Here is a 21,541-nt window from a genome sequence, read left to right as displayed (position 1 = left end):
GGCATGAGCGTGACCGATGGCCTGATGCACGACAAGGGGGCGGACAAGGGGGCGGCGGAACTCGACCGGATGGACGAGCCCCTGCCGCCCCCGACGGGCGACAATGACCCGGCCCTTTTCTCGCCGCTTGCCCCATGGGGCGGGGCGGCGCCGCCGGCGCCGGCCTGGTTCGAAGAGGCGATTTCCGCACCGCACAGCCGGAACAGGGTGACGGTGAACGGCGCCGCGATCGAATGGCTTTCCTGGGGCGATCCCGGCCGGCCGGGTCTCATGCTGTTCCACGGCAATGGCGCCAATGCCGACTGGTGGCGCTTCACCGCGCCCCTTCTGGCCCGCACCCATCATGTCGTCGCACCAAGCTGGTCGGGCATGGGCAACAGCGATCACCGGCCCGCCTATTCCATTTCCACCTTCGTGGCCGAAGCCATGGCCGTTGCCGATGCCGCGGGCTTCACTGCGCCCTTCACGGTTGCAGGCCACAGTTTCGGCGGTTTCCCAGCCCTTGGCCTGGGGGCGCGGCACGCTGACCGGATCGCGCAGGTCATCGTCATCGACAGCCCGCTGGGCGCGCTCGACGGCCCGCCCCGCACCGAGCGCAAGCCGCACCGCATCTACCCGACGCTGGCGGCCGCCCTCGCACGGTTCCGCTGGTCGCCGGTGCAGCCCTCGCCCAACCCATGGGCCACGGATTTCATCGCCCGCTCCGCCCTGAAGCCGGTGGACGGCGGCTGGACCTGGAAGTTCGACCCCTTCATCTGGGCGCATTTCGACCATTCCGAACATGCCGACCATGAAGGCCTGATCCGGCAGGTCCGCCCGCCCATCGCCTATATGTGGGGGGAAAGGTCCGCACTGGTGCAATCGGGCGACCTGGAGCGCATCCGGCGAATCCTGCCGGGCGGCACGCGCCTCGTGGGCATAGCCGAAGCCCATCATCATGTGATGGCCGACCAGCCGCTGGCGCTTGTGGCGGCCATCAGGGGCCTTCTGGCCTGAAAACCCATCACGTCACGAGAGGTAAGTGGCCATGAACCCCGAAACCGGCATACCCGAAGGCTTCCGCCGCATTTCCGACCTGGTGGCAAGCCACGGCCGCGAGCGCCCGGACGCCCCCGCCGTGACGGTGGAGGGCCAGACACTGCGCTGGGGCGCCCTTGCCGCCCGCGCCGCCCGCGTTGCCGCCAGCCTGCAGCGCGATGGCGTGCCCGTCGGCGGGGCGATCGCGATCATCGCCTTTTCCAGCGTCGATTATGTCGCGCTCTACATGGGGGCGCTGATGGCAGGCGTCGCGGTAGCGCCCATGCCGCCCTCGGCCACGCCCGAACAGCTGGCCGCCATGGTGAGCGACAGCGGCGCGCCGCTGCTTTTCCTTGATGCCGCCAATGCCGAAGCGCTTTCGGGAACCGCCATGCCGGCCCGCATCCAGCGGATCGAGGCGCTGGATTCCTGGCTGGCGGATGGCCCGCCCGCCCCGCTCGACCTGACGGACGAAGCGCTGCTGCCACTGCCCTTCAACATCATCTATTCCAGCGGCACGACGGGCGTGCCCAAGGGCATTGTCCACAGCTGGCGGATGCGCTGGGCCCATATCGCGGGCGGTCTGCCCGTTGGCTATGGCCCGGATGCAGTGACGCTGCTGGCCACGCCGCTCTATTCCAACACCACGCTGGTTTCCGCCCTGCCCTGCCTCGCCTGGGGCGGGCACCTCGTGCTGATGGCGAAATTCGATACCCGCGGCTTTCTGGAACTGGCCCAGAAGATGCGTGCCACCCACAGCATGCTGGTGCCCGTGCAGTATCGGCGCATCATGGACCTGCCCGATTTCGACCGTTACGACCTCTCGTCCTTTGTCATGAAATTCTGCACTTCGGCACCCTTCGATGCCGCGCTGAAGGCCGATGTGCTGAAGCGCTGGCCGGGCGGCCTGATCGAATATTATGGCATGACGGAAGGCGGCGGCGGCACGGTGCTGATCGCCCACAACCACCCCGACAAGCTGCACACGGTGGGCCACCCCATCCCCGGACACGAGATCCTGCTGGTGAATGCCGACGGAACCGAAGCGGCGCCGGGCGAAGTGGGCGAACTGGTCGGCTTCTCGGGTGCCATGATGTCCGGCTATGCCAACCGGCCCGAAGCCACGAAGGCGACCCAGTGGGTGCACCCGGACGGGCGCATCTTCATCCGCACGGGCGATCTCGCCCGGCGCGATTCGGAAGGCTTCATCGAACTGGTCGGCCGCGCCAAGGACATGATCATCTCCGGCGGGTTCAACATCTATCCCATCGACATCGAGCAGGTGCTGGCAGAGCATCCGGCGGTGACGGATGTGGCGGTGGTGGGCATCCCGTCGCGGGCATGGGGCGAAAGCCCTGTCGCCTTCGTGGTGGCCGAAGGCGTCACGCCGGAGGAACTGCGCGAATGGGCCAATGCAAGACTTGGCAAGGTGCAGCGCCTTGCCGCGGTGGAGCTGATGCAGGAACTGCCCCGCAGCGTGATCGGCAAGGTGCTGAAGCGCGAACTGCGCGAAGGCTGGGGCGGGCAGATTCCCTGAATCAGCCGGCCTGAATCAGCTGGCCCTGAAACACATGTGGCCCGGGTGGCATGAACCAACCGGGCCACAGGCTTTTCGGTACGGCCGGATCAGCCCAGGCGATGCAGGGCGCAGATCTTGTTGCCGGACGGATCACGCAGATAGGCAAGGTAAAGACCCGAGCCCTTGCGCTCGCCCGGCGGATCCTCGCAGGCCGTGCCGCCATTTTCGAGACCGGCCTTGTGCCAGGCATCGGCGGCAGCGGTGCTGGCTGCGGCGAAGCCGAGGGTCGAACCATTGGCGCAGCTGGCAGGCTGGCCGTTGATCGGCTTCGACACGGCGAAAATGCCCGTCGGCGTCATGTAGAACAGGCGGCCGTTGGGATCGAGGATGCCTGGCCCGTGGCCCAGCGCACCAAGCGTTGCATCATAGAATTTCTTTGCGGCGTCGATATCGTCAGCGCCGACCATCACGTGACTGAACATGTGGTCCTCCCTAGGTTCGAGGATGCGGAAATCCGCGTCCGGTCATGGACATGCCGCAGCCGATGGCGGCTGTCGATGCGGAAAGCTGACAGGGAACTGGCGGGGCGCTGAAAGGGCGCGGTTGCCGGGAGTGCCGGGTTCGCGCTAGCGCTTGCGCATGGCAGATACAGACCCTCAGGCAGCACCGCGTCTTTCGGCCCTTGCCCATGGCGGCGGTTGCGGCTGCAAGCTGGCGCCCGCCGTCCTGCGCGATATCCTGTCGGGCATGCCGGCCGCCGCCCCCTTCGCCGACCTGATCGTCGGCACCGAAACTTCCGACGATGCCGCCGTCTGGCGCCTGAACGACAGCCAGATGCTGGTGGCGACCACCGATTTCTTCATGCCCATGGTGGATGACCCGCATGCCTTCGGGCGCATCGCCGCCGCGAACGCCCTGTCTGACATCTACGCCATGGGGGCCAGCCCCATCTTCGCGCTGGCGATCCTGGGCATGCCGGTCAACAGCCTGCCGGTCGAAACCATCCGCGCCATCGTCGCGGGCGGGGCGTCGATCTGCGCGGAAGCCGGCATTCCGGTCGCCGGCGGCCATTCGATCGACAGCGTCGAGCCGATCTATGGCCTTGTCGCCCTCGGCCTTGCCCACCCGGACAAGATCCGCACCAACAGGGGCGCAAGGGCCGGTGACCAGCTGATCCTGACCAAGGGCCTTGGGGTTGGCATATTGAGCGCTGCCTTCAAGCAGGACCGGCTGGCGCCCGAAGGCTATGACGCCTTCATCCATTCCACCACGCGCCTCAACCGGATCGGGGCCGATTTCGCCGCCCTCCCGGCCGTCCACGCCATGACCGACGTGACCGGCTTCGGCCTTCTGGGCCATGCGCTGGAAATGGCGCGCGGGGCCGGCCTCACCGTCGAGATCGACGCTGCAGCCCCCGCCATCCTGCCGTGGGCCGAAGCGCTTGCCCGCGATGGCGTGCGCACCGGCGCATCCGGCCGCAACTGGGCCAGCTATGGCCATGAAGTAATGCTGCCGGAAGGTCTGCCCCAGTGGCGGGTCGACCTGCTGACGGACCCGCAGACGAGCGGCGGCCTGCTGGTATCCGCTGCCCCCGACGAAGCCGCCGCCCTGCTGGAGATGGCCAGGGCGCAGGGCTTCGACCATGCGCGGATCGTCGGGCGCGTGGTTGCCGGGCCGCCCGGCGTGCGCGTGCTGGCCGGATGATCCGCCGCACACAGGACCTGTCGGCAGCGGCGCGGGCCGGCTTCGACGCCATCATCGACGTGCGCAGTCCATCGGAATATGCCGTCGATCATCTGCCGGGCGCGATCAACCTGCCCGTGCTCGACGATGCCGAACGCGCCGAGATCGGCACCCTTTATGTCCAGACGTCGCGCTTCCTCGCCCGGCGGCTGGGCGCGGCGAAGATCTCACGCAACATCGCCGCCCATCTCGAAGGGCCGATGGCGGGCTGGGGCAAGGAAATACGCGCCCTCGTCTATTGCTGGCGCGGCGGCCAGCGTTCGGGCGCAATGGCGCTGGTGATGGACCAGGTGGGCTGGGACGTGACCCTGGTGGATGGCGGCTACAAGCGCTGGCGGCGGCAGGTGGTGGCGAGCCTGCATGCGGGCGAGGAAGGCTTGGCCATGCCAGGTTTCCTGCTGCTCGAAGGGCCGACCGGCACGGGCAAGACAGTGCTTCTCGACCGGCTGCGCGCCATCGGGGTCCAGACGCTCGACCTCGAGGCGCTGGCGCGCCACCGGGGCTCGCTGTTCGGCGCCATGCCTGGGGGCCAGCCGTCGCAGAAGCAGTTCGAAACACACATCTATGAAGCGCTGGAGCGGCTGGACCCCGCCCGCCCTGTGATCGCCGAGGCGGAATCAAGCCGGATCGGCGATCTCTCCATTCCGGCGCGCCTGTGGGCGGCGCTCGAAGCCGCCGGGCGAATCGCCATCATCGCCCCCATGGCGGCGCGGGTGAAGCACATCCTTGCCCATTATGCGGACATCGCAGGCGACCGTACGGCGCTTGGCGTGGCGATCGACCGTCTGCCCAGCCACCACAGCCGCGAGACCGTCGACCGCTGGCGCGCGCTGGCAGCGGCAGGCGATATCGGCACCCTCGCACGCGAACTGATGGAAGCCCATTATGACCCGGCCTATGCCCGCTGGTCTTCCAGACGCCGGCGGCCGCTGGCGGGCCAGGTGGAAAGCGACCTGACGGAGGACGGCCTGATGGCGGCAGCGCAGCGCATCGCCGCGCTGGCAGAGCAAGTCTGAGCGGAACCCGCTTTCGGGATCCTGCTATCCAGCGTCAGGCTGGCATCAGGCCGGAAGCGGCCCGTTGATGCGCAGCGCCTCCCCCGCCAGATGCAGGGAGCCGCAGATCATCACCCGCGCCGGGCCACTGACGCCGGCAATGGCCGCAGAAAGGTCACCCGCTTCATCGGCCACCATTCCGCAAGCCGTCGCCGCCCTTGCCAGCTCTGCCGGCGGCACGCTGGCGTGGCCGGGGATCGGCAGCGCGGTCATGCGGGTGCCGCGGGGAAAGGCCTTGAGAAAGCCGTCATGATCCTTGGTGGGAAGCATGCCGCACAGAAGGTGGAGCGGAAGGCCGGGCTCCCGCTCGGCGAGAAAGGCCGCAACCGCCTTTCCGGCAGCCGGGTTGTGGCCGCCATCCAGCCACAGCTCCGACCCGGCCGGGAGCGCATCGGCGAGCGGGCCTGACGGCAGGCGCTGCAGCCGCGCCGGCCATTGCGCCCAGCCCATGGCGCTGCGCAGGGCGCTGTCGGGCAGCACAAGCTGATCCTGCGCCTTCAGCATGGCGATGGCCAGTGCGGCGTTGTCGGCCTGGTGGGCGCCGGGAAGCTTGGGCAGCGGCAGGCGCAGCGGCTCGTCCGCGCCAAAGCCGCGGAACAGGAGCTGCCCCTCATAAATGCCTGCATCCCAGGCTTCGCCGCGCGGCAGCAGCTTTGCACCGCGCACGGCGGCCACTTCGGCGACGCTGGAATGAATGGCGGGCGGGTATTTCTGGATGACAAGGGGCACGCCGCGCTTGCCGATACCGGCCTTTTCGGCGGCAATATGGCGAAGCGTCGGCCCAAGGATCGCCACATGGTCGAGCGCCAGCTGGGCGATGCCGCAGACGGCGGGCTTTGGCACCACATTGGTGGAATCGAGCCGCCCGCCCAGACCCACTTCGAGGATGACGGCATCGGCCGGCGTTGCAGCGAACAGCAGGAAGGCCGCGGCCGTGATTGCCTCGAAGAAGGACAGCGGCTGGCCGGCGTTGAAGTTCAGCACTTCGACCAGCGCCTCGGCGAACTCGTCGTCGCTCACCAATGTTCCGGCAAGGCGGATGCGCTCGTTCACGCGCACGAGATGCGGCGACGTGAAGACATGGACGCGCTTGCCGCCAGCCTCCATCGCCGCGCGCAGCATGGCACAGACACTGCCCTTGCCGTTGGTGCCGGCCACGTGAAACACCGGCGGCAGCTTCAGGTGCGGGCTGGCCATGCGGGTGAGCAGCCGCTCGATCCGGTCGAGCGACAGGTCGACGCCCGCCACGCGCTGCTGGCCGGCCGCCCTCAGCAGACGGTCGAGCACAGGGTTGTCGGAGCGGGCGAAATCGGCTGGCTGCAGGCTCATGCGGCCTTCGGCATCAACAGACCGATCAGGCGGCCGAGGGTTTCCGCCATGTCATGCCGCTTCACCACCATGTCCACCATGCCATGGTCGAGCAGATATTCGGCGCGCTGGAAGCCTTCGGGGAGCTTTTCGCGGATGGTCGATTCGATCACCCGCGCCCCGGCAAAGCCGATCAGCGCCTTGGGTTCGGCAATGTGGATGTCCCCCAGCATGGCGTAGCTGGCTGTGACCCCGCCGGTCGTCGGGTCGGTCAGCACCACGATATAGGGCAGGCGCGCTTCCTTCATCTCCTGGATGGCGACCGTGGTGGCCGGCATCTGCATGAGCGACAGAATGCCTTCCTGCATCCGCGCGCCGCCGGCGGCGGTGAACATGATGAAAGGCATGCGCCCGGCAATGGCGGCGCGCGCGCCGGCGACAAAGGCCGCGCCCACGCCGATTCCCATGGAACCGCCCATGAAGGCGAAATCCTGGACACCGACCACGGCGGGGTGGGCCTTGATCGCGCCCTTCGCCAGCAGCAGGGCGTCCTGCTCGCCCGTTGCCGCGCGCGCGGTCTTGATCCGCGCGGGATAGGGCTTGGAATCGCGGAATTTCAGCGGGTCGTCCGGCGGGCTTTCCACCGCGATGCGCTCGAACGCGCCATCATCGAACAGCATGGCGAAACGCGCCCTGGCGCCGACGCGCTCATGATGGCCGCATTCGGGGCAGACAGAGAGGTTCGCCTCGAAATCGCGCGTATAGAGCATGGCGCCGCAGCCGCGGCACTTGGTCCACAGGTCATCCGGCGTCTCGCGGCGCTGGATGAAATTGGTCAGGCTCTGGCGGGAACGGGTGATCCAGCTCATGCGGGCATCTCCTTCCGGGCATCGCGGACGGCGGCCGAAAGCCCGGCCACGAAGCGCTCGACCTCGCCGGGAATGTCGTTTGACTGGCGCGCATGCGCTGCCCCGATGAGGTCGACGATGGCCGACCCGACGACCACGGCATCCGCATGCATGGCAATGTCCCGCGCCTGTTCGGGCGTCCGCACGCCGAAGCCGACGGCGACGGGAAGATCGGTCGCGGCCTTCAGGCGGCTGACGGCGGCGGCGATGTCGGACGCCTCGGCGCTCTTCTGCCCGGTGATCCCGGCGACGGCGACATAATAGAGGAAGCCCGATGCGCCATCGAGCACGGCCGGAAGCCGGGCGGAATCGGTGGTGGGGGTGGCAAGCCTGACAAGGTGCAGCCCGGCCGCCTTCAGTTCCGGCAGCATCTCGCCGGCTTCCTCGGGCGGCAGGTCGACCAGGATCACGCCGTCGAGCCCGGCTTCGCGTGCATCACTGGCGAAGGCCTCGGCGCCATAGGAAAGCACCGGGTTCAGATAGCCCATCATCACCAGCGGCGTGCGCTGGTCACGCTCGCGGAATTCGCGAACGATCCGCAGCAGCTTGCGCAGGCTCATGCCCGCCCCAAGCGCCCGGATGTTGCCGGCCTGGATCGCCGGGCCATCGGCCATCGGGTCGGTGAAGGGCATGCCGATCTCGATGATGTCGGCGCCGCCGGCCACCAGCGCATGCAGGACGGAAGGGGCCAGTTCGGGTGTCGGGTCGCCGCCGCAGATGAAGGTGACGAGGGCGGCGCGCCCGCGCGTTTCCGCGAACCGGCGGGCGATGCGGTCAGGCAGGCTCACAGCTTCACTCCGAGGGCTTCGGCAACGGTGAAGATGTCCTTGTCACCCCGGCCGCACAGGTTCACCAGCATGATCTGGTCGGCGCGCATCTGCGGCGCCCGCTTCTTCACATAGGCAAGGGCGTGCGACGGTTCGAGGGCCGGAATGATCCCTTCCACCCGCGACAGCAACTGGAAGGCATCGAGCGCCTCGGCATCGGTCACGCTTTCATAGCGCACGCGGCCGATCGAATGGAGCCAGGCATGTTCCGGCCCGATGCCCGGATAATCGAGCCCGGCCGAAATGCTGTGGGCATCGAGGATCTGGCCGTCTTCGTCCTGCAGCAGGAAGGTCTTGTTGCCGTGCAGCACGCCCGGCCGCCCGCCGGTGAGCGAGGCGGCATGTTCATGCGTTTCGACACCATGGCCGCCGGCCTCGATCCCGACCAGTTCGACAGGATCGTCGAGGAAGGGGTGGAACAGGCCGATGGCGTTGGAGCCGCCGCCGACGGCGGCCACCGCCACATCGGGCAGCCGCCCTTCGGCTGCTTCGAGCTGGGCCTTGGCCTCGATCCCGATCACGCTCTGGAAGTCGCGCACCAGCTCCGGATAGGGGTGCGGGCCGGCGGCGGTTCCGATGATGTAGAAGGTGTCGTGAACGTTGGTCACCCAGTCCCTCAGGGCCTCGTTCATCGCGTCCTTCAAGGTCCGCGAACCGGAGGTGACGGGCCGCACTTCCGCGCCCAGCAGCTTCATGCGGAAGACATTGGGCGCCTGGCGCTCGATGTCGCGCGCGCCCATGAAGATGGTGCAGGGCAGGCCAAAGCGCGCGGCAACGGTGGCCGTGGCCACGCCGTGCTGGCCCGCGCCCGTTTCGGCGATGATACGCGTCTTGCCCATGCGGCGGGCAAGCAGGATCTGCCCGATGCAGTTGTTGATCTTGTGCGCGCCGGTGTGGTTCAGCTCGTCACGCTTCAGATAGACCCTGGCGCCGCCGAGGCTGGCGGTCAGCATCTCCGCGAAATAGAGCGGGCTCGGCCTGCCGACATAATGGTTCAGCAGATGGTCGAGTTCCGCCCGGAAGGCAGGATCGGCCTTGGCGGCGATATATTCCTGCTCCAGCTGGAGGATGAGGGGCATCAGCGTTTCGGCGACATAGCGCCCCCCGAAGGGGCCGAAATGGCCGCGTCCGTCCGGGCCGCTGCGCAGCGATTGGGTGGGTGTTTGAATGTCAGGCACGTCGAGCCGCTTCCACGAAAGCCGCGATCTTTGCAAGATTCTTGACGCCGGGTGCGTCCTCGACTCCCGAGGACACATCGACCAGTGGCGCTCCCGCAAGCCGGATCGCATCGGCCACGGTTTCGGGTGAAAGGCCGCCGGCAAGGCCCCAGGCCATGGCGGGCCGGCCCGCTTCCAGGAGCCGCCAGTCGAACCGGAGGCCATTGCCACCGGGCAGCACGGCCCCTTCCGGCGCCTTCGCGTCGAGAAGCAGGAGATCGGCCCCGGAAAAGTCGCGCGTCGCGGCCCGGATATCCTCGGCGGTGCGCACGCCCACGGCCCGCCAGACGGGAATGCCGAAGCGCTGCCTGATGGCCGCGACACGCGCTGGGCCCTCGTCGCCCTGGAGCTGGATGGCGCCCAGCCGGCCACCGGCAACCGCGGCATCGAGGAGCGCATCGTCAGGATCGACGAAGACACCCACCTTCAGCAGGTGAGGCGCCCGGGCGGCCAGCGCGCCGGCGCGTTCCGGGTCGATCGCGCGGGGGCTGGGCGGGTAAAAGACGAACCCGGCCGCATCGGCGCCCGCCGAAAGCGCAGCGACCAGCGCCTCAGGCGTCGTGATGCCGCAGATCTTGACCTTCGTGCGCACGCCCCCTTCCTCAGAGGCTTGCGGCAATGGCGGCGGCAGCAGCAGCCGGATCAGCGGCGGCAGTAACGGGCCGGCCGACCACCAGCGCCGTGGCGCCCGCGGCCAGCGCCTCGGCCGGGGTCATGACCCGCTTCTGGTCATCGGCAGCCGCGCCCGCCGGGCGGACACCTGGCACAACCATGAAGCCCTCCGGCCAGCGCGCCCGCGCAGCGGCCACTTCATGCGGGGAACAGACCATGCCATCGGCCCCGGCAGCAGCCGCCAGGCCAGCCAGCCGCGCCACCTGCGCGGCGGGCGTCACATTAAGGCCGATGCCGGCGAGATCGACGGCATCGAGGCTGGTGAGCACGGTGACGGCGATGATCCGCATGCCCGGCCCGCCGGCCTTGAGCGCAGCTTCCTTGGCGGCGGCGATCATCGCCGCCCCGCCGGACGCATGGATGGTGAGAAGCGCCGGCTGCATGCGCGCGGCGCTTTCCACCGCTTTCGCCACGGTGTTGGGGATGTCATGCAGCTTCAGGTCGAGGAAGAGCGGCAGGCCGGTGCCCGCCATCACCTCTTCCACGCCGCGCGGGCCGTTGGCGACAAAGAATTCAAGCCCCAGCTTGACCCCGCCCAGCCAGGGGGCGGTGGCGGCGACGAGGGCGCGTGCACGGGCAATGTCTGGCGTATCGACCGCCAGCCAGATGCTTGAAGCCATGATCAGGTTCCCGGCGGCGGCGCAGGGCGCGGCATTGTGTGCGGCTGCTGGGCCTGAGGTTGCTGGGCATGAGGTTGCTGGACCTGAACCGGCGTTACGAGGGATTCCGGGGCCTCTGGCCCGGTATCCGATGTCCGGGGCGCCTCGGGCCGGACAGCCGGCGGGCGCAGAAGCTCCACCCGGGCCTGGGCGAGGTCGGTTTCAGCCTGGGCAAGGGCCGCTTCCAGTTTCGACACCTTGCGCCTGAGGATGAGGCGATCGGCCGCAAGCCGCAGCCAGACAGGCAGGAGGCCGAGCAGAAAGGCGGCAAGCACCAGAAGGGGCAGCCACACCTGCAGCGCGATGAAGCCGAGATCGATCGGAACGAAGCTGTTGTTGGCGACTGAGAAAAGCGTCAATCCGGCCACCAGCAGGGCCAGAAGCAAGGCTCGGATCGTGCTCATATCTCACCCTCCTGCGATTCGATCCCCTCGGCCGCGAGTGCTGCCTTCAAAGCCTCGATCGCGGCATCGAGCCGGGATTCGTCAACCGAGCGGAGGACGAAATTGGCCCCGCCCTTGCCTTCCCGCCAGAAGGGATAGCTGCCGACCTGAACGCCTTCATGCGCCTTCTGGATGCTGCCCAGAAGGTCGGCGACACGGCTTTCCTGCGTCCATGCGCCGATGGCGCGGGCGATCACCGGCCGGCCGCCGGCCAGCTTGCCATCCAGTCCGCGCAGCATCCCCTGCGTGATCTTGGGAACGCCGGCCATGATGAAAAGCCGGCCGCAGCGGATTCCAGGCGCGCCCGTCTCCGGGTTTTCGATCAGGTCCGAGCCTTCGGGCACGCGGGCCATCCTGAGCCGCGCCTCGGTGATCCTGTCGCCATAATAGCGTGTCAGCACCTCGACGGCTTCGGGGTGATGCACGACGGGCCGGCCAAGGGCGGCCGCTACCGCATCCACGGTGATGTCATCGTGCGTGGGGCCGATGCCGCCTGTCGTGAACACATAATCATGGGCGGCAAGGCAGGCGTTCACCGCCTCGCCGATCGCCTGCATGTCGTCGGAGACGACGCGGGCTTCCTTCAGCCTGATGCCCTGGATGTTCAGCCAGCGCGCAAGATAGGCGAGGTTGGCATCCTGCGTGCGGCCCGAGAGGATCTCATCCCCGATGATGACAAGGGCCGCGGTCCAGACCTTGTCGGCATCGCCCGAAGGTGTTTCGCCCGCATTCGCGGCGCCAGCGGGTGTTTCGCCCGCATTCGCGGCGCCAGCGGGCGTTTCGCCCGCGCTGTTTCCATTTGCGGCCCCGGCCGCGCTTCCGCTCTGCATCTCTGCCATGCCATTGCCCTAGCCGACCCCCGGCCTTAAATCCATCACCAAGGAAAGAAGGCAGATGACAGATATCGATCTCGACGAGCACAGCATCGTCATTCACGACGCCGAAGGTTTCGCCGGCATGCGGGCAGCCGGCCGCCTGGCGGCCGAGGTGCTTGACATGCTCGTCCCCCATGTCCGGCCCGGCGTGACCACCCAGGCCATAGACGACCTCGTGCGCGCGCATGTGCAGGCCGCTGGCGCGGTGCCGGCCACCATCTTCTACCGCGGCTATTCTCATTCCGTGTGCACCAGCATCAACCATGTGATCTGCCACGGCATACCCGGCCCGAAGCCGCTGCAGGACGGGGACATCGTGAACATCGACGTGACCGTGGTGCTGAACGGCTGGCACGGCGACACCAGCCGCATGTATCTCGTGGGGGAACCGCCGCTGAAGGCACGCCGCCTCGTGGACCTGACCTACGAGGCCCTGATGCTGGGGATCGAGGCGGCAAAACCCGGTAACACCGTGGGTGACATCGGCGCCGCCATCCAGCGCCATGCCGAACGCAACCGCCTGTCCGTGGTGCGGGATTTCTGCGGCCACGGGCTTGGACGCCGCTTTCACATGGCGCCCAACATCCTGCACGCGGGCCGCGCCGGCGACGGGCCCGAACTGCGGCCCGGCATGTTCTTCACCATCGAACCGATGCTGAACCTCGGCAAGGCCGCCGCCCGAATCCTCGACGATGGCTGGACCGCCGTGACGCGGGACCGTTCGCTTTCGGCGCAGTTCGAACATTCGATCGGCATCACCGAGACAGGCTGCGAGATCTTCACCCTCTCGCCGGCCGGGCTTCATCACCCGCCCTACGCCGGCTGACCCTTGCCAGCCGGGGCCCGCCAGTGAAACCGGACCTGTTCGCCGGGCAATCCGGGCAATCCGGGCCGGCAGAGGGTCCGTCTCATGGTGGCGCCGGCCACCGGGAGCGCATGCGCCAGCGCCTGCTGCAGGGCGGGCCGGATGGCTTCCACGACTATGAGCTGCTGGAATATGCGCTGGGCCTCGCCATCCCCCGGCGCGACACCAAGCCGCTGGCCAGACGCCTGATCGACGAGTTCGGCGACCTGCCCTCGGTCTTCGCGGCCTCCGCCGCCGAACTGTCGCGGGTGGAGGGGCTGGGCGAGGGCGCGGCGGCTGCCCTGAAGTTCATCGAGGCGCTGTCCGTCCGGCAGCTGCAGCGCCGGGCGCTGGGCCGGCCGGTGCTGGCGAGCCTCGACGCCGTGGTCGACTATCTTCACGCCCGCCTCGCCTATGAGCTGACGGAAGAGTTTCGCGTGCTCTTCCTCAACAACCGCAGCATCCTCATCCGTGACGAGAAGATGGGAGACGGCACGGTGAACCAGGCCCCGGCCTACCCGCGCGAAATCGTGAAGCGGGCGCTGGAACTGGGCGCTTCGGCCATCATCCTCGTGCACAATCATCCCAGCGGCAACCCGGCGCCCAGCCGGGACGACATCCAGCTGACCCGATCCATTCTCGATGCCGCAAAACCGCTGGGCATCGCCGTCCACGACCATCTCGTGATCGCCCGCGAAGCCCATGCCAGCCTCAGGGCACTGGGCCTCATCTAGGCACGAAGCGCCAGGCTCCCGCCACCTCAGCGACGGGTGTGACGGTCCAGTTCGTCCCCCACCACGCGCACCACGTGCAGCACATTGGTCGAGCCGGGCACGCCGAAGGGCACGCCCGCCATCACCACCAGCCGGTCACCCGGCACGGCGACATGGTTGCGCAGGCTCATCCGCTTTGATTTCGCGACCATTTCCTCGAAGCTGCCGATATCGCGCGTGTGGATGGCGTGAACGCCCCATGTCAGGCCCAGCCGCCTTGCGGTCGAAAGCTTCGGGGTCATGACGAGGATGTTGGCCGGGATCCGTTCCCGCGCGACCCGGCGCGCCGTGGAGCCGGAGGTGGTGAAGCAGACGACGGCGCGGGCGCCCACCGTTGCCTGGATACTGCGCGCGGCCGCGCACAGCGCATCGGCGGTGGTGGGTTCGGGCAGGGTTTCCACGAATCCCACCTGCTGCTGATAGGCGGCATCGCGTTCCACCTTGCGGGCGATGGCGTCCATCATCGAAACGGCCTCCACCGGCCATTTGCCGGCCGCGCTTTCAGCCGAAAGCATCACCGCGTCCACGCCGTCATAGATGGCGTTGGCAACGTCCGACACTTCGGCCCGGGTGGGCGACGGGCTGACGATCATCGATTCGAGCATCTGGGTCGCCACGACTACGGGCTTGCCGGCCCGCCGCGCCATGCCCACCAGCCGCTTCTGCACGCCAGGCACCTCTTCCGGCGGCAGTTCCACGCCCAGGTCCCCGCGCGCGACCATGATCGCATCAGATAGCTCGAGGATTCCATCCATGTCATCAAGGGCCGAGGGCTTCTCGATCTTGGCCATCAGGCTGGCCCGGCCGCCGATCAGCTTGCGCGCCTCGGCCACATCCTCGGCGCGCTGCACGAAGCTGAGCGCCACCCAGTCCACCCCGGCTTCGAGCGCCAGCGACAGGTCGTGCCGGTCCTTGGACGTGAGGGCGGGCAGCGGCACCATCACATCGGGCACGTTCACGCCCTTGTTGTTGGAAAGTGTGCCCGGCACGACAACTTCGGTCAGGGCATGGCCATCATCGGCCTCCACCACGCGCAGCACGATCTTGCCGTCATCCAGCAGCAACCGGTGCCCCGGCCTGAGCACGGCGAGGATCTCGGGGTGCGGAAGCTGCACCCGGCTGGCGGTTCCCGGCGCCGGATCGAGATCCAGACGGAAGGCTGCGCCGGTTTCCAGATCCACCCGCCCGTCCGCGAAGCGGCCCACGCGCAGCTTGGGGCCCTGCAGGTCTGCAAGGATGGTCATCGGCCGGCCGAGCCGGCCTTCAAGCGAGCGAACGGCCGCGATCAGCGCCAGCTTCCCGGCATCGTCGCCGTGGCTCATGTTCACGCGGAAGGCATCGGCGCCGGCCTCGTAGAGCGCGCGTATCTGTTCGGGTGTCGAGGATGCGGGGCCAAGGGTCGCAAGAACCCGCACATGCCGGTCGCGGGGGGGACGATGGCTTGTCAAATGGCTCTCCTGTCATCAACTTCCAGCATGGAAGGGATTTGCCAAGGCCCCTTACAGGCTCCGCCCGGCGCGGACCAGCGGGCCAGCCAGGGAAATCAGCACGCACACCGGCCCGGATCCAGGCGGGCACAACCGGAGGACAGGATGATGACGAACAGCCAGACACTCGACGACCAGCGCATGGAGCAGCTGGAGGCCGCCGCCTTCCGCCACCTTCTCGACCATCTGCGCATGCGCGAGGATGCCTCCAACATCGAACTGATGGGGCTGGCCGGTTTCTGCCGCAACTGTCTGGCGGACTGGCTGGTGGAAGCCTCGACCGCAACGCCAACCCCGCTGACCCGCGAGGAAGCGCGCAACCATGTCTATGGCGAGCCCTATGCCGACTTCAAGGCGCGCCAGCTGGAAGCAACGGATGAGCAGCTGAAGCGCATGGACGACAGCCTCGCCCGCAACGAGAAGCTGCGCGCGGAAAAGAGCCGCAAGCTCGACGAGCAGCTGGATGCATCCTTCCCGGCAAGCGACCCGCCGACCATCAGCCGCCCGCGCTGAGGCCTGTGGCGGGGCCGAAGCCTGAAACCGGCGCCTAAAGCCTGCGGACATGGGGCCGTATTTCCGTTTCATCGGAATTCAGGGATCGGACTCAGGGAGAAGCCCCATGTACATGCCAGGCGAAATCGTTGCGGCCGAAACCCGGGCTCAGGGCATGGCCGCAGGGGATGTGATGGCGTCGATAGGCGCCGAACGCGCAGCCCTTCAGGATGCAAACGCCAGGCGGGCGCGCCGGGATGGCGCCATCGTGCTGGCGGTATCGGCAACCGCCGCCCTTGTCGTGGGCGACACGATGGACGGCCTGCTGGCAGGGCTAGGCGTGCTCCTCACGGGGCTGCTGGCCTTTCTCGTCCGCCGCGATCAGGACATGCGCACCCTTGCCCGGCTCGACAGGCGCGCGCTGCACGAAATCCAGCGCTTCGGGATGACACTGGAGCAATGGCACAATGGCGACACGCCAGGCGGCATCTGGATGCCGCCCGCGCGCCGCCACCAGGAGCCCGGCGCACCGGGCTGACGTGCGCCGGCATGGCTGCATAGGGGCTGCATAGAGGCTGCATAGGGGGGCCGGAGAGGGGCCTGACAGCCCCTTATACGATTCGACTCGCGTGTGACTTGCAAATCGGCTATGCAATAGTCGGAGCAGAAGGGATTGAGGCATGCCATCAATGGCATGGTCCAGGCCCGGATGACCCGCCCTTGAAGTCCTGTCACGAAGTCGAATGCGCTCGGTTCAATGCTGGAACACAGTTCAATGCAAGACGCGAACATGCTTTTCGATGACGTATCGGCCCTGACGAGGGTGCAATCGGGCTTCCGGCACTCTTGCACGATGCTGGCAGCAAATGCGGAAGGCGGGCCGCGCCACTTCGCCCGGGCATGCCCGGGGGCAATGCGGCAGCGCATGATACTATTGAAAGACGAGTTTCCAGAATGAGTTACGACGACAGGCGGCGCGGTGGCCGCGGACGGGGCGACGATAAGCGCAGTCGCGGTTTTGACGAGGGTTTCGACGCCGGCGGCGATCGTGGCGGCGGCTATGGCCGTGGCGGCTTCGGCGGCGGCGGCGGCTTCGGCGGCGGCGGCTTCGGCGGTGATCGCGGCGGCTTCGGCGGCGGCGGCGGCTTCGGTGGCGGCGGCGGTGGCCGTGGCCCCGGTGGTGGTGGCGGCTTCGGCGGCGGCCCGCGTGGCGGCGGCGGCTTCGGCGGCGGCGGCGGCGGCGGCTTCGGCGGCGGCCCGCGCGGCGGACCCGGCATCGTCATTGGCACGGCCCGTGGCAAGGTGAAGTTCTTCAACGCGCAGAAAGGCTTCGGCTTTGTCACGCGCGATGATGGCGGCGAAGACGTGTTCCTGCACATCTCCTCCCTGGAGCGCGCCGGCCTCACCAACGTTGCCGAGAACCAGGAGCTCGAGTTCTCGCTGAACGAGCGCAATGGCCGCATTTCCGCGACCGACGTGCAGATCATCGGCGAAACGCTCGAAGTCGAAGAACGCGGTCCGCGTCCTCCGCGTGAAGGCGGATTCGAGCGCGGCCCCCGTGCCGGTGGCTTCGGCAATCGCCCCGCCCCCGTAACGGACGGCACCCGCTATGAAGGCACGGTGAAGTTCTTCAACGGCCAGAAGGGCTTCGGCTTCATCGCCCGTGACGATGGCGGCGCAGACGCCTTCGTTCACATTTCGGCGGTGGAACGCGCCGGTCTGCATGACCTGCCGGAAAACCAGCGCATCAGCTTCGAGCTGGAGCTGGACCGCCGCGGCAAGCAGGCAGCCGTGAACATCGAACTGATCTGACAGTATCTCCGCGCCCGCTCCGGCGGGCGCGGACCCTGTCCATAGGGTTCACTCAATGGAACCCTGCAAATGGCCGGCCAAAGGCTGCGCCTGCTGCTGAGGCCAGCATATTGCGCCCCAGAGCCCTGAGAATCACGAGATTCACGGACATCCTGAAAATCCGGGAAAGCGGGCGGCTCAGCCGGCTCGGAACGCTTCCATGAAATGCCGCCGGCACAGTGCCACATAGCGGTCATTGCCACCAATTTCCGTCTGCGCGCCGGCGCGCACCGGTATTCCCGCTGAATCGATCCTGAGGTTCATGGTCGCCTTGCGGCCACAGCCACAGACCGCCTTCAGCTCGACAAGCTTGTCGGCAATGGCGAGCAGCCGTTCCGAACCGGGAAACAGCTGCCCCCGGAAATCGGTGCGCAGCCCATAGGCCAGAACCGGCACGCCAAGCCCGTCCACCACATCCGCCAGCTGATCGGCCTGGGCGGCGCTCAGGAACTGGGCTTCATCCACGAGAATGCAATCTGCCGGCTGCGCTGCGATTGCGGCGTGAAGGTCCGTGCCCGGGCCAAACATGTGCGCATCGGCTTCCAGCCCGATCCGCGAGGCGATCCGCCCCTCGCCTGCCCTGTCGTCGAGGGCGGCAGTCCAGAGCATGGGGCGCATGCCGCGCTCGCGGTAGTTGAAGGCGGCCTGCAGCAGGGTCGTCGACTTCCCGGCGTTCATGGCGCCATAATAAAAATAAAGTTGCGCCATCTCAGCCGTGCAGCCCGTCGCAGTGGTCGATGTCGCTGCGCTCCAGCTGCACTGTCGGGTGAACGATCCCGAACCTGCTGCGCAGCCCCTCGCTGACCATTTCCAGAAGCCCATCCCCGCCCCCTTCCGGCACCACGAGATGGGCTGTCAGCGCCGTTTCGGTGGCGCTGATCGGCCAGATGTGCAGATCATGGACGGACATGACACCGGGAAGAGTTGCAAGCCACTGGCGCACGGCCGCCACATCCACCCCACGGGGTGCTGCATCAAGCGCCAGATCGAGCGACTGGACGAGGATTCGCCAGGTTGTGGCGAGAATGACGGCCACGATCCCGAGGCTGGCGACCGGATCGACCCAGCGCGCCTGCGTGAAATGAAGGATGATGCCCGCCAGCAGCACGCCCGCCGAAACGGCTGCATCGCCGAACAGATGCACCACGGCTGCCCGGCGGTTCACATCATCCGGGTGCCCGGCCATCAGCAGCCAGCCGGACAGCAGGTTGATGACAACAGCGACCCCGGCGACGAGCATCACGGTCAGGCCAGGCGGCGCGGCCTCGGGCGGGCTTAAAAGCCGGTCCGCCGCCTCCATCACCAGAACACCGCAGGCAAAGACAAGCAGCAGCGAGTTGGCGAGCGCCGCCAGAACACCTGCCTTGCCATAGCCATAGGTACGTCTCGCCGAGCCGTTGCGTGTCATCAGCCAGGCCGCCCCGCCGGCCAGCAGAAGGCCGAGAACGTCCGAGGCATTGTGCCCGGCATCGGCCATAAGCGCCGTGGAGCCGATGCCGATTCCGATCACCAGCTGGAAGACGACGATCCCGATGTTGAGGATGATGGCAGTGCCATAGCGCCAGCCGGCGACCGGCCCATCCAGCTGATGGTGGTGCGGCGGATGGGGATGGTGATCATGCGCGTGGCCCATGGCCATCTCCTGCCAAAAGCCGCCGCCCGCCACAATGGCCCGCCACAATGGCCCGACAGAATAGGAGGTCGCGGCCAGGCGGCGGATCGTGAAACCGCGGCACGGGCTGCCGCCAACCCGGTGCTTCCGGGCTTGACCGGGAAGGACCCATGCTTAAATAGGACGCAGTTAGTCCGAATTAAGAACCCACCACGCCCGAGGCCCGAGTCCCGAACCCATGCTGCGCCTTTCAAACCTTGCCGATTATGGCGTCCTGGTGATGACCACGGCCGCCCGCGCGACCGAGACGGGCGGGCTTACCTCAGCTTCGCAGATCGCCGGCCTGTCCGCCATTCCGGCCCCTACGGTCGCGAAACTGCTGGGCCAGCTGGCGCGCGCCGGCCTGCTCACCTCGCAACGCGGCGTGGCGGGCGGTTTCGCGCTTGCCCGCCCCGCGCGGTCCATCAGCCTCGCCGATATCGTGGAAGCGATCGACGGGCCGATCGCCCTGACCCATTGCGGCACGCCGGGCGCCGACTGCGACCTTTCCGGCCATTGCACGGTGCGGCCGCACTGGGCACCGGTGAACGCCGCCGTCCGCGCCGCCCTTTCCGCCGTTTCCCTTGCGGACATCGCGCCGGAAGCGCATGGCGCGCCGCACCCCGTATCCGCCCAAAGGCTGCCCAGCCAGGCACCCGCCGACCGGCGGTCCAATCCGGAAGCCATCGCATGAACGCCCGACCTGACATCGAAACCCCCGTGCGCAACCCCGAGGCCGCCGCCGCGGTCGACGAGCTTTCCACCTACAAATGGGGCTTCAGGACCGACATCGACCAGGAGTTCGCGCCCAAGGGCCTGAACGAGGATACGGTGCGCTTCATTTCGGCCAAGAAGAACGAGCCGGAATGGATGCTCGAATGGCGGCTGAAGGCCTTCCGCATCTGGCAGACGATGGAGACGCCGCAGTGGGCCAAGCTGCGCATCCCCGCGATCGACTATCAGGACGCCTATTATTACGCCGCCCCGCGCAAGAAGCCGACCATCGCCTCGCTCGACGAACTCGATCCGGAGATCCGCCGCACCTACGAGAAGCTCGGCATCCCCATCGAGGAGCAGAAGGTGCTGGCGGGCGTGGAAGGCGCGCGCAAGGTGGCGGTCGACGCCGTCTTCGACAGCGTGTCGGTTGCCACCACCTTCCGGGACGAACTGAAGAAAGCCGGCGTCATCTTCCTCTCGATCAGCGAGGCGCTGCGCGAATATCCCGATCTGGTGCGCAAGCATCTCGGCTCGGTGGTGCCGGTGCGCGACAATTATTTCGCCTGCCTCAACGCCGCCGTCTTTTCCGATGGCACCTTCGTCTATGTGCCAAAGGGCGTGCGCTGCCCGATGGAGCTTTCCACCTATTTCCGCATCAACGCGGAAAACACCGGCCAGTTCGAGCGCACGCTGATCATCGCCGACGAGGGCAGCTATGTCAGCTATCTCGAAGGCTGCACCGCCCCCCAGCGCGACGAGAACCAGCTGCACGCAGCGGTCGTCGAACTGGTCGCGGAAACCGACGCCGAGATCAAATATTCCACTGTCCAGAACTGGTACCCCGGCGACCGCGAGGGCAAGGGCGGAATCTACAATTTCGTCACCAAGCGCGCCCTGTGCCGTGGCGCGCGCTCCAAGGTATCCTGGACGCAGGTGGAAACCGGCTCGGCCATCACCTGGAAATATCCGAGCTGCGTGCTGGCCGGCGAGGACAGCGTCGGCGAATTCTATTCGGTGGCCGTCACCAACAATTTCCAGCAGGCCGACACCGGCACCAAGATGATCCATCTGGGCCGGGGCACGAAATCGACCATCATTTCCAAGGGCATTTCGGCCGGCCGCAGCGACAACAGCTATCGCGGGCTGGTGCGGATCGGTCCATCGGCCGAAGGCGCGCGCAATTTCACCCAGTGCGACAGCCTGCTGATCGGCGACCGCTGCGGCGCCCACACCATCCCCTATATCGAGGTGAAGAACCCGTCGGCGCAGATCGAGCATGAGGCCACCACCTCGAAGATCAGCGAGGACCAGAAATTCTACGCCCAGAGCCGTGGCCTGTCCGACGAGGAAGCCGTGGCCCTCATCGTCAACGGCTTCTGTCGCGAGGTGCTGCAGCAACTGCCGATGGAATTCGCGGTGGAAGCGCAGAAGCTGCTCGGCATCAGCCTGGAAGGCAGCGTCGGATGACCGCGCCCTTCCGCCT

At 67.5% G+C, this 21,541-nt stretch carries 23 protein-coding genes; 11 read left to right on the top strand and 12 right to left on the bottom strand.

The features are described 5' to 3' along the window. Window positions 1-3: 3 nt before the first annotated feature. Both ACUJ46_RS02235 and ACUJ46_RS02230 read left to right on the top strand, forming a co-directional pair. Entirely contained in the window at window positions 4-996 is a 993-nt protein-coding gene (locus ACUJ46_RS02235; protein WP_445388819.1) for an alpha/beta fold hydrolase, read from the top strand. Window positions 997-1,027: 31 nt separating this feature from the next. Further along, complete coding sequence (locus ACUJ46_RS02230; RefSeq protein ID WP_445388818.1) at window positions 1,028-2,554, top strand: AMP-binding protein; 1,527 nt, start codon at window positions 1,028-1,030, stop codon at window positions 2,552-2,554. Between the two features lie 89 nt (window positions 2,555-2,643). Here ACUJ46_RS02230 and ACUJ46_RS02225 read toward each other — a convergent pair whose 3' ends face one another. Further along, a complete protein-coding gene (locus ACUJ46_RS02225; protein ID WP_445388817.1) occupies window positions 2,644-3,018 on the bottom strand; it encodes a VOC family protein in 375 nt (124 codons plus the stop codon). A 157-nt stretch (window positions 3,019-3,175) separates the two neighbouring features. On the opposite strand from ACUJ46_RS02225, the gene selD reads away from it, so the two are divergent. Together selD and mnmH are read left to right on the top strand one after the other, a co-directional pair. Beyond that, entirely contained in the window at window positions 3,176-4,240 is a 1,065-nt protein-coding gene (selD, locus tag ACUJ46_RS02220) for a selenide, water dikinase SelD (RefSeq protein ID WP_445388816.1), read from the top strand. Further along, window positions 4,237-5,295, top strand: a complete 1,059-nt coding sequence (mnmH, locus tag ACUJ46_RS02215) for a tRNA 2-selenouridine(34) synthase MnmH (protein WP_445388815.1) — start codon at window positions 4,237-4,239, stop codon at window positions 5,293-5,295. The genes selD and mnmH overlap by 4 nt, the downstream gene beginning before the upstream one ends. A gap of 45 nt (window positions 5,296-5,340) precedes the next feature. Here mnmH and ACUJ46_RS02210 read toward each other — a convergent pair whose 3' ends face one another. Genes ACUJ46_RS02210 through ACUJ46_RS02175 form a run of 8 tightly spaced genes read right to left on the bottom strand, consistent with a single transcriptional unit; the run spans window position 5,341 to window position 12,207 of the window. Further along, on the bottom strand, window positions 5,341-6,663 hold the full coding sequence (locus tag ACUJ46_RS02210; RefSeq protein ID WP_445388814.1) for a bifunctional folylpolyglutamate synthase/dihydrofolate synthase: 1,323 nt from the start codon (window positions 6,661-6,663) through the stop codon (window positions 5,341-5,343). Further along, on the bottom strand, window positions 6,660-7,511 hold the full coding sequence (gene accD, locus ACUJ46_RS02205; RefSeq protein WP_445388813.1) for an acetyl-CoA carboxylase, carboxyltransferase subunit beta: 852 nt from the start codon (window positions 7,509-7,511) through the stop codon (window positions 6,660-6,662). Before accD ends, ACUJ46_RS02210 begins: the two co-directional genes overlap by 4 nt. Next, window positions 7,508-8,332 (bottom strand): tryptophan synthase subunit alpha, encoded by an 825-nt coding sequence (gene trpA / locus ACUJ46_RS02200; protein WP_445389515.1) that lies wholly within the window; start codon window positions 8,330-8,332, stop codon window positions 7,508-7,510. The genes accD and trpA overlap by 4 nt, the downstream gene beginning before the upstream one ends. A gap of 2 nt (window positions 8,333-8,334) precedes the next feature. Then, window positions 8,335-9,555: a tryptophan synthase subunit beta gene (gene trpB / locus ACUJ46_RS02195; protein WP_445388812.1), complete on the bottom strand. Its 1,221-nt coding sequence runs from the start codon at window positions 9,553-9,555 to the stop codon at window positions 8,335-8,337. Continuing rightward, complete coding sequence (locus ACUJ46_RS02190; RefSeq protein WP_445388811.1) at window positions 9,548-10,186, bottom strand: phosphoribosylanthranilate isomerase; 639 nt, start codon at window positions 10,184-10,186, stop codon at window positions 9,548-9,550. Before ACUJ46_RS02190 ends, trpB begins: the two co-directional genes overlap by 8 nt. A 10-nt stretch (window positions 10,187-10,196) precedes the next feature. Continuing rightward, window positions 10,197-10,886: an orotidine-5'-phosphate decarboxylase gene (gene pyrF / locus ACUJ46_RS02185; protein ID WP_445388810.1), complete on the bottom strand. Its 690-nt coding sequence runs from the start codon at window positions 10,884-10,886 to the stop codon at window positions 10,197-10,199. Window positions 10,887-10,888: 2 nt separating this feature from the next. Continuing rightward, window positions 10,889-11,329 carry a LapA family protein gene (locus ACUJ46_RS02180; protein ID WP_445388809.1) on the bottom strand — a complete coding sequence of 147 codons (441 nt, stop codon included), beginning with the start codon at window positions 11,327-11,329 and terminating at the stop codon, window positions 10,889-10,891. Beyond that, a complete protein-coding gene (locus ACUJ46_RS02175; RefSeq protein WP_445388808.1) occupies window positions 11,326-12,207 on the bottom strand; it encodes a competence/damage-inducible protein A in 882 nt (293 codons plus the stop codon). The genes ACUJ46_RS02180 and ACUJ46_RS02175 overlap by 4 nt, the downstream gene beginning before the upstream one ends. Window positions 12,208-12,262: 55 nt before the next feature. On the opposite strand from ACUJ46_RS02175, the gene map reads away from it, so the two are divergent. Beyond that, a complete protein-coding gene (gene map, locus ACUJ46_RS02170) occupies window positions 12,263-13,069 on the top strand; it encodes a type I methionyl aminopeptidase (protein ID WP_445388807.1) in 807 nt (268 codons plus the stop codon). Between the two features lie 110 nt (window positions 13,070-13,179). Beyond that, entirely contained in the window at window positions 13,180-13,821 is a 642-nt protein-coding gene (gene radC, locus ACUJ46_RS02165) for a RadC family protein (protein ID WP_445389514.1), read from the top strand. Window positions 13,822-13,847: 26 nt separating this feature from the next. Here the strand turns inward: radC and pyk are convergent, their stop codons facing one another. Then, entirely contained in the window at window positions 13,848-15,308 is a 1,461-nt protein-coding gene (gene pyk / locus ACUJ46_RS02160) for a pyruvate kinase (protein WP_445388806.1), read from the bottom strand. Window positions 15,309-15,452: 144 nt separating this feature from the next. On the opposite strand from pyk, the gene ACUJ46_RS02155 reads away from it, so the two are divergent. The 3 genes from ACUJ46_RS02155 to ACUJ46_RS02145 all read left to right on the top strand — a co-directional run bounded on the left by ACUJ46_RS02155 (window position 15,453) and on the right by ACUJ46_RS02145 (window position 17,651). Then, window positions 15,453-15,860: a DUF1244 domain-containing protein gene (locus ACUJ46_RS02155; protein ID WP_445388805.1), complete on the top strand. Its 408-nt coding sequence runs from the start codon at window positions 15,453-15,455 to the stop codon at window positions 15,858-15,860. A 106-nt stretch (window positions 15,861-15,966) separates the two neighbouring features. Then, window positions 15,967-16,377 (top strand): hypothetical protein, encoded by a 411-nt coding sequence (locus ACUJ46_RS02150; RefSeq protein WP_445388804.1) that lies wholly within the window; start codon window positions 15,967-15,969, stop codon window positions 16,375-16,377. Window positions 16,378-16,793: 416 nt separating this feature from the next. After that, a complete protein-coding gene (locus tag ACUJ46_RS02145) occupies window positions 16,794-17,651 on the top strand; it encodes a cold-shock protein (RefSeq protein ID WP_445388803.1) in 858 nt (285 codons plus the stop codon). A gap of 177 nt (window positions 17,652-17,828) precedes the next feature. On the opposite strand, the gene ACUJ46_RS02140 is transcribed toward ACUJ46_RS02145, so the two are convergent. Both ACUJ46_RS02140 and ACUJ46_RS02135 read right to left on the bottom strand, forming a co-directional pair. Continuing rightward, the gene (locus tag ACUJ46_RS02140) at window positions 17,829-18,398 is read right to left on the bottom strand and encodes a thymidine kinase (RefSeq protein WP_445388802.1); all 570 of its coding nucleotides are present in this window, start codon (window positions 18,396-18,398) and stop codon (window positions 17,829-17,831) included. Window position 18,399: 1 nt separating this feature from the next. Beyond that, window positions 18,400-19,323: a cation diffusion facilitator family transporter gene (locus ACUJ46_RS02135; protein WP_445388801.1), complete on the bottom strand. Its 924-nt coding sequence runs from the start codon at window positions 19,321-19,323 to the stop codon at window positions 18,400-18,402. Between the two features lie 217 nt (window positions 19,324-19,540). On the opposite strand from ACUJ46_RS02135, the gene ACUJ46_RS02130 reads away from it, so the two are divergent. Beyond that, window positions 19,541-20,035, top strand: a complete 495-nt coding sequence (locus ACUJ46_RS02130; RefSeq protein WP_445388800.1) for an SUF system Fe-S cluster assembly regulator — start codon at window positions 19,541-19,543, stop codon at window positions 20,033-20,035. Further along, complete coding sequence (gene sufB / locus ACUJ46_RS02125) at window positions 20,032-21,525, top strand: Fe-S cluster assembly protein SufB (RefSeq protein ID WP_445388799.1); 1,494 nt, start codon at window positions 20,032-20,034, stop codon at window positions 21,523-21,525. Before ACUJ46_RS02130 ends, sufB begins: the two co-directional genes overlap by 4 nt. The last annotated feature ends 16 nt before the right edge of the window (window positions 21,526-21,541 follow it).

It is taken from the genome of Sandaracinobacteroides sp. A072 (genome assembly GCF_052616365.1).
This window is presented reverse-complemented; position numbering and strand designations above follow the sequence as displayed.

Bases quoted from the DNA above. Each gene is read 5' to 3' on its own strand.
- mnmH (WP_445388815.1), top strand. From the start codon at position 4,237: ATGATCCGCCGCACACAGGACCTGTCGGCAGCGGCGCGGGCCGGCTTC.
- selD (WP_445388816.1), top strand. From the start codon at position 3,176: ATGGCAGATACAGACCCTCAGGCAGCACCGCGTCTTTCGGCCCTTGCC.
- ACUJ46_RS02135 (WP_445388801.1), bottom strand. From the start codon at position 19,323: ATGGGCCACGCGCATGATCACCATCCCCATCCGCCGCACCACCATCAG.
- sufB (WP_445388799.1), top strand. From the start codon at position 20,032: ATGAACGCCCGACCTGACATCGAAACCCCCGTGCGCAACCCCGAGGCC.
- ACUJ46_RS02155 (WP_445388805.1), top strand. From the start codon at position 15,453: ATGATGACGAACAGCCAGACACTCGACGACCAGCGCATGGAGCAGCTG.
- ACUJ46_RS02210 (WP_445388814.1), bottom strand. From the start codon at position 6,663: ATGAGCCTGCAGCCAGCCGATTTCGCCCGCTCCGACAACCCTGTGCTC.
- accD (WP_445388813.1), bottom strand. From the start codon at position 7,511: ATGAGCTGGATCACCCGTTCCCGCCAGAGCCTGACCAATTTCATCCAG.
- ACUJ46_RS02225 (WP_445388817.1), bottom strand. From the start codon at position 3,018: ATGTTCAGTCACGTGATGGTCGGCGCTGACGATATCGACGCCGCAAAG.
- ACUJ46_RS02145 (WP_445388803.1), top strand. From the start codon at position 16,794: ATGAGTTACGACGACAGGCGGCGCGGTGGCCGCGGACGGGGCGACGAT.
- ACUJ46_RS02150 (WP_445388804.1), top strand. From the start codon at position 15,967: ATGTACATGCCAGGCGAAATCGTTGCGGCCGAAACCCGGGCTCAGGGC.
- map (WP_445388807.1), top strand. From the start codon at position 12,263: ATGACAGATATCGATCTCGACGAGCACAGCATCGTCATTCACGACGCC.
- ACUJ46_RS02235 (WP_445388819.1), top strand. From the start codon at position 4: ATGAGCGTGACCGATGGCCTGATGCACGACAAGGGGGCGGACAAGGGG.
- ACUJ46_RS02230 (WP_445388818.1), top strand. From the start codon at position 1,028: ATGAACCCCGAAACCGGCATACCCGAAGGCTTCCGCCGCATTTCCGAC.
- ACUJ46_RS02180 (WP_445388809.1), bottom strand. From the start codon at position 11,329: ATGAGCACGATCCGAGCCTTGCTTCTGGCCCTGCTGGTGGCCGGATTG.
- pyrF (WP_445388810.1), bottom strand. From the start codon at position 10,886: ATGGCTTCAAGCATCTGGCTGGCGGTCGATACGCCAGACATTGCCCGT.
- ACUJ46_RS02130 (WP_445388800.1), top strand. From the start codon at position 19,541: ATGCTGCGCCTTTCAAACCTTGCCGATTATGGCGTCCTGGTGATGACC.
- ACUJ46_RS02175 (WP_445388808.1), bottom strand. From the start codon at position 12,207: ATGGCAGAGATGCAGAGCGGAAGCGCGGCCGGGGCCGCAAATGGAAAC.
- radC (WP_445389514.1), top strand. From the start codon at position 13,180: ATGCGCCAGCGCCTGCTGCAGGGCGGGCCGGATGGCTTCCACGACTAT.
- ACUJ46_RS02140 (WP_445388802.1), bottom strand. From the start codon at position 18,398: ATGGCGCAACTTTATTTTTATTATGGCGCCATGAACGCCGGGAAGTCG.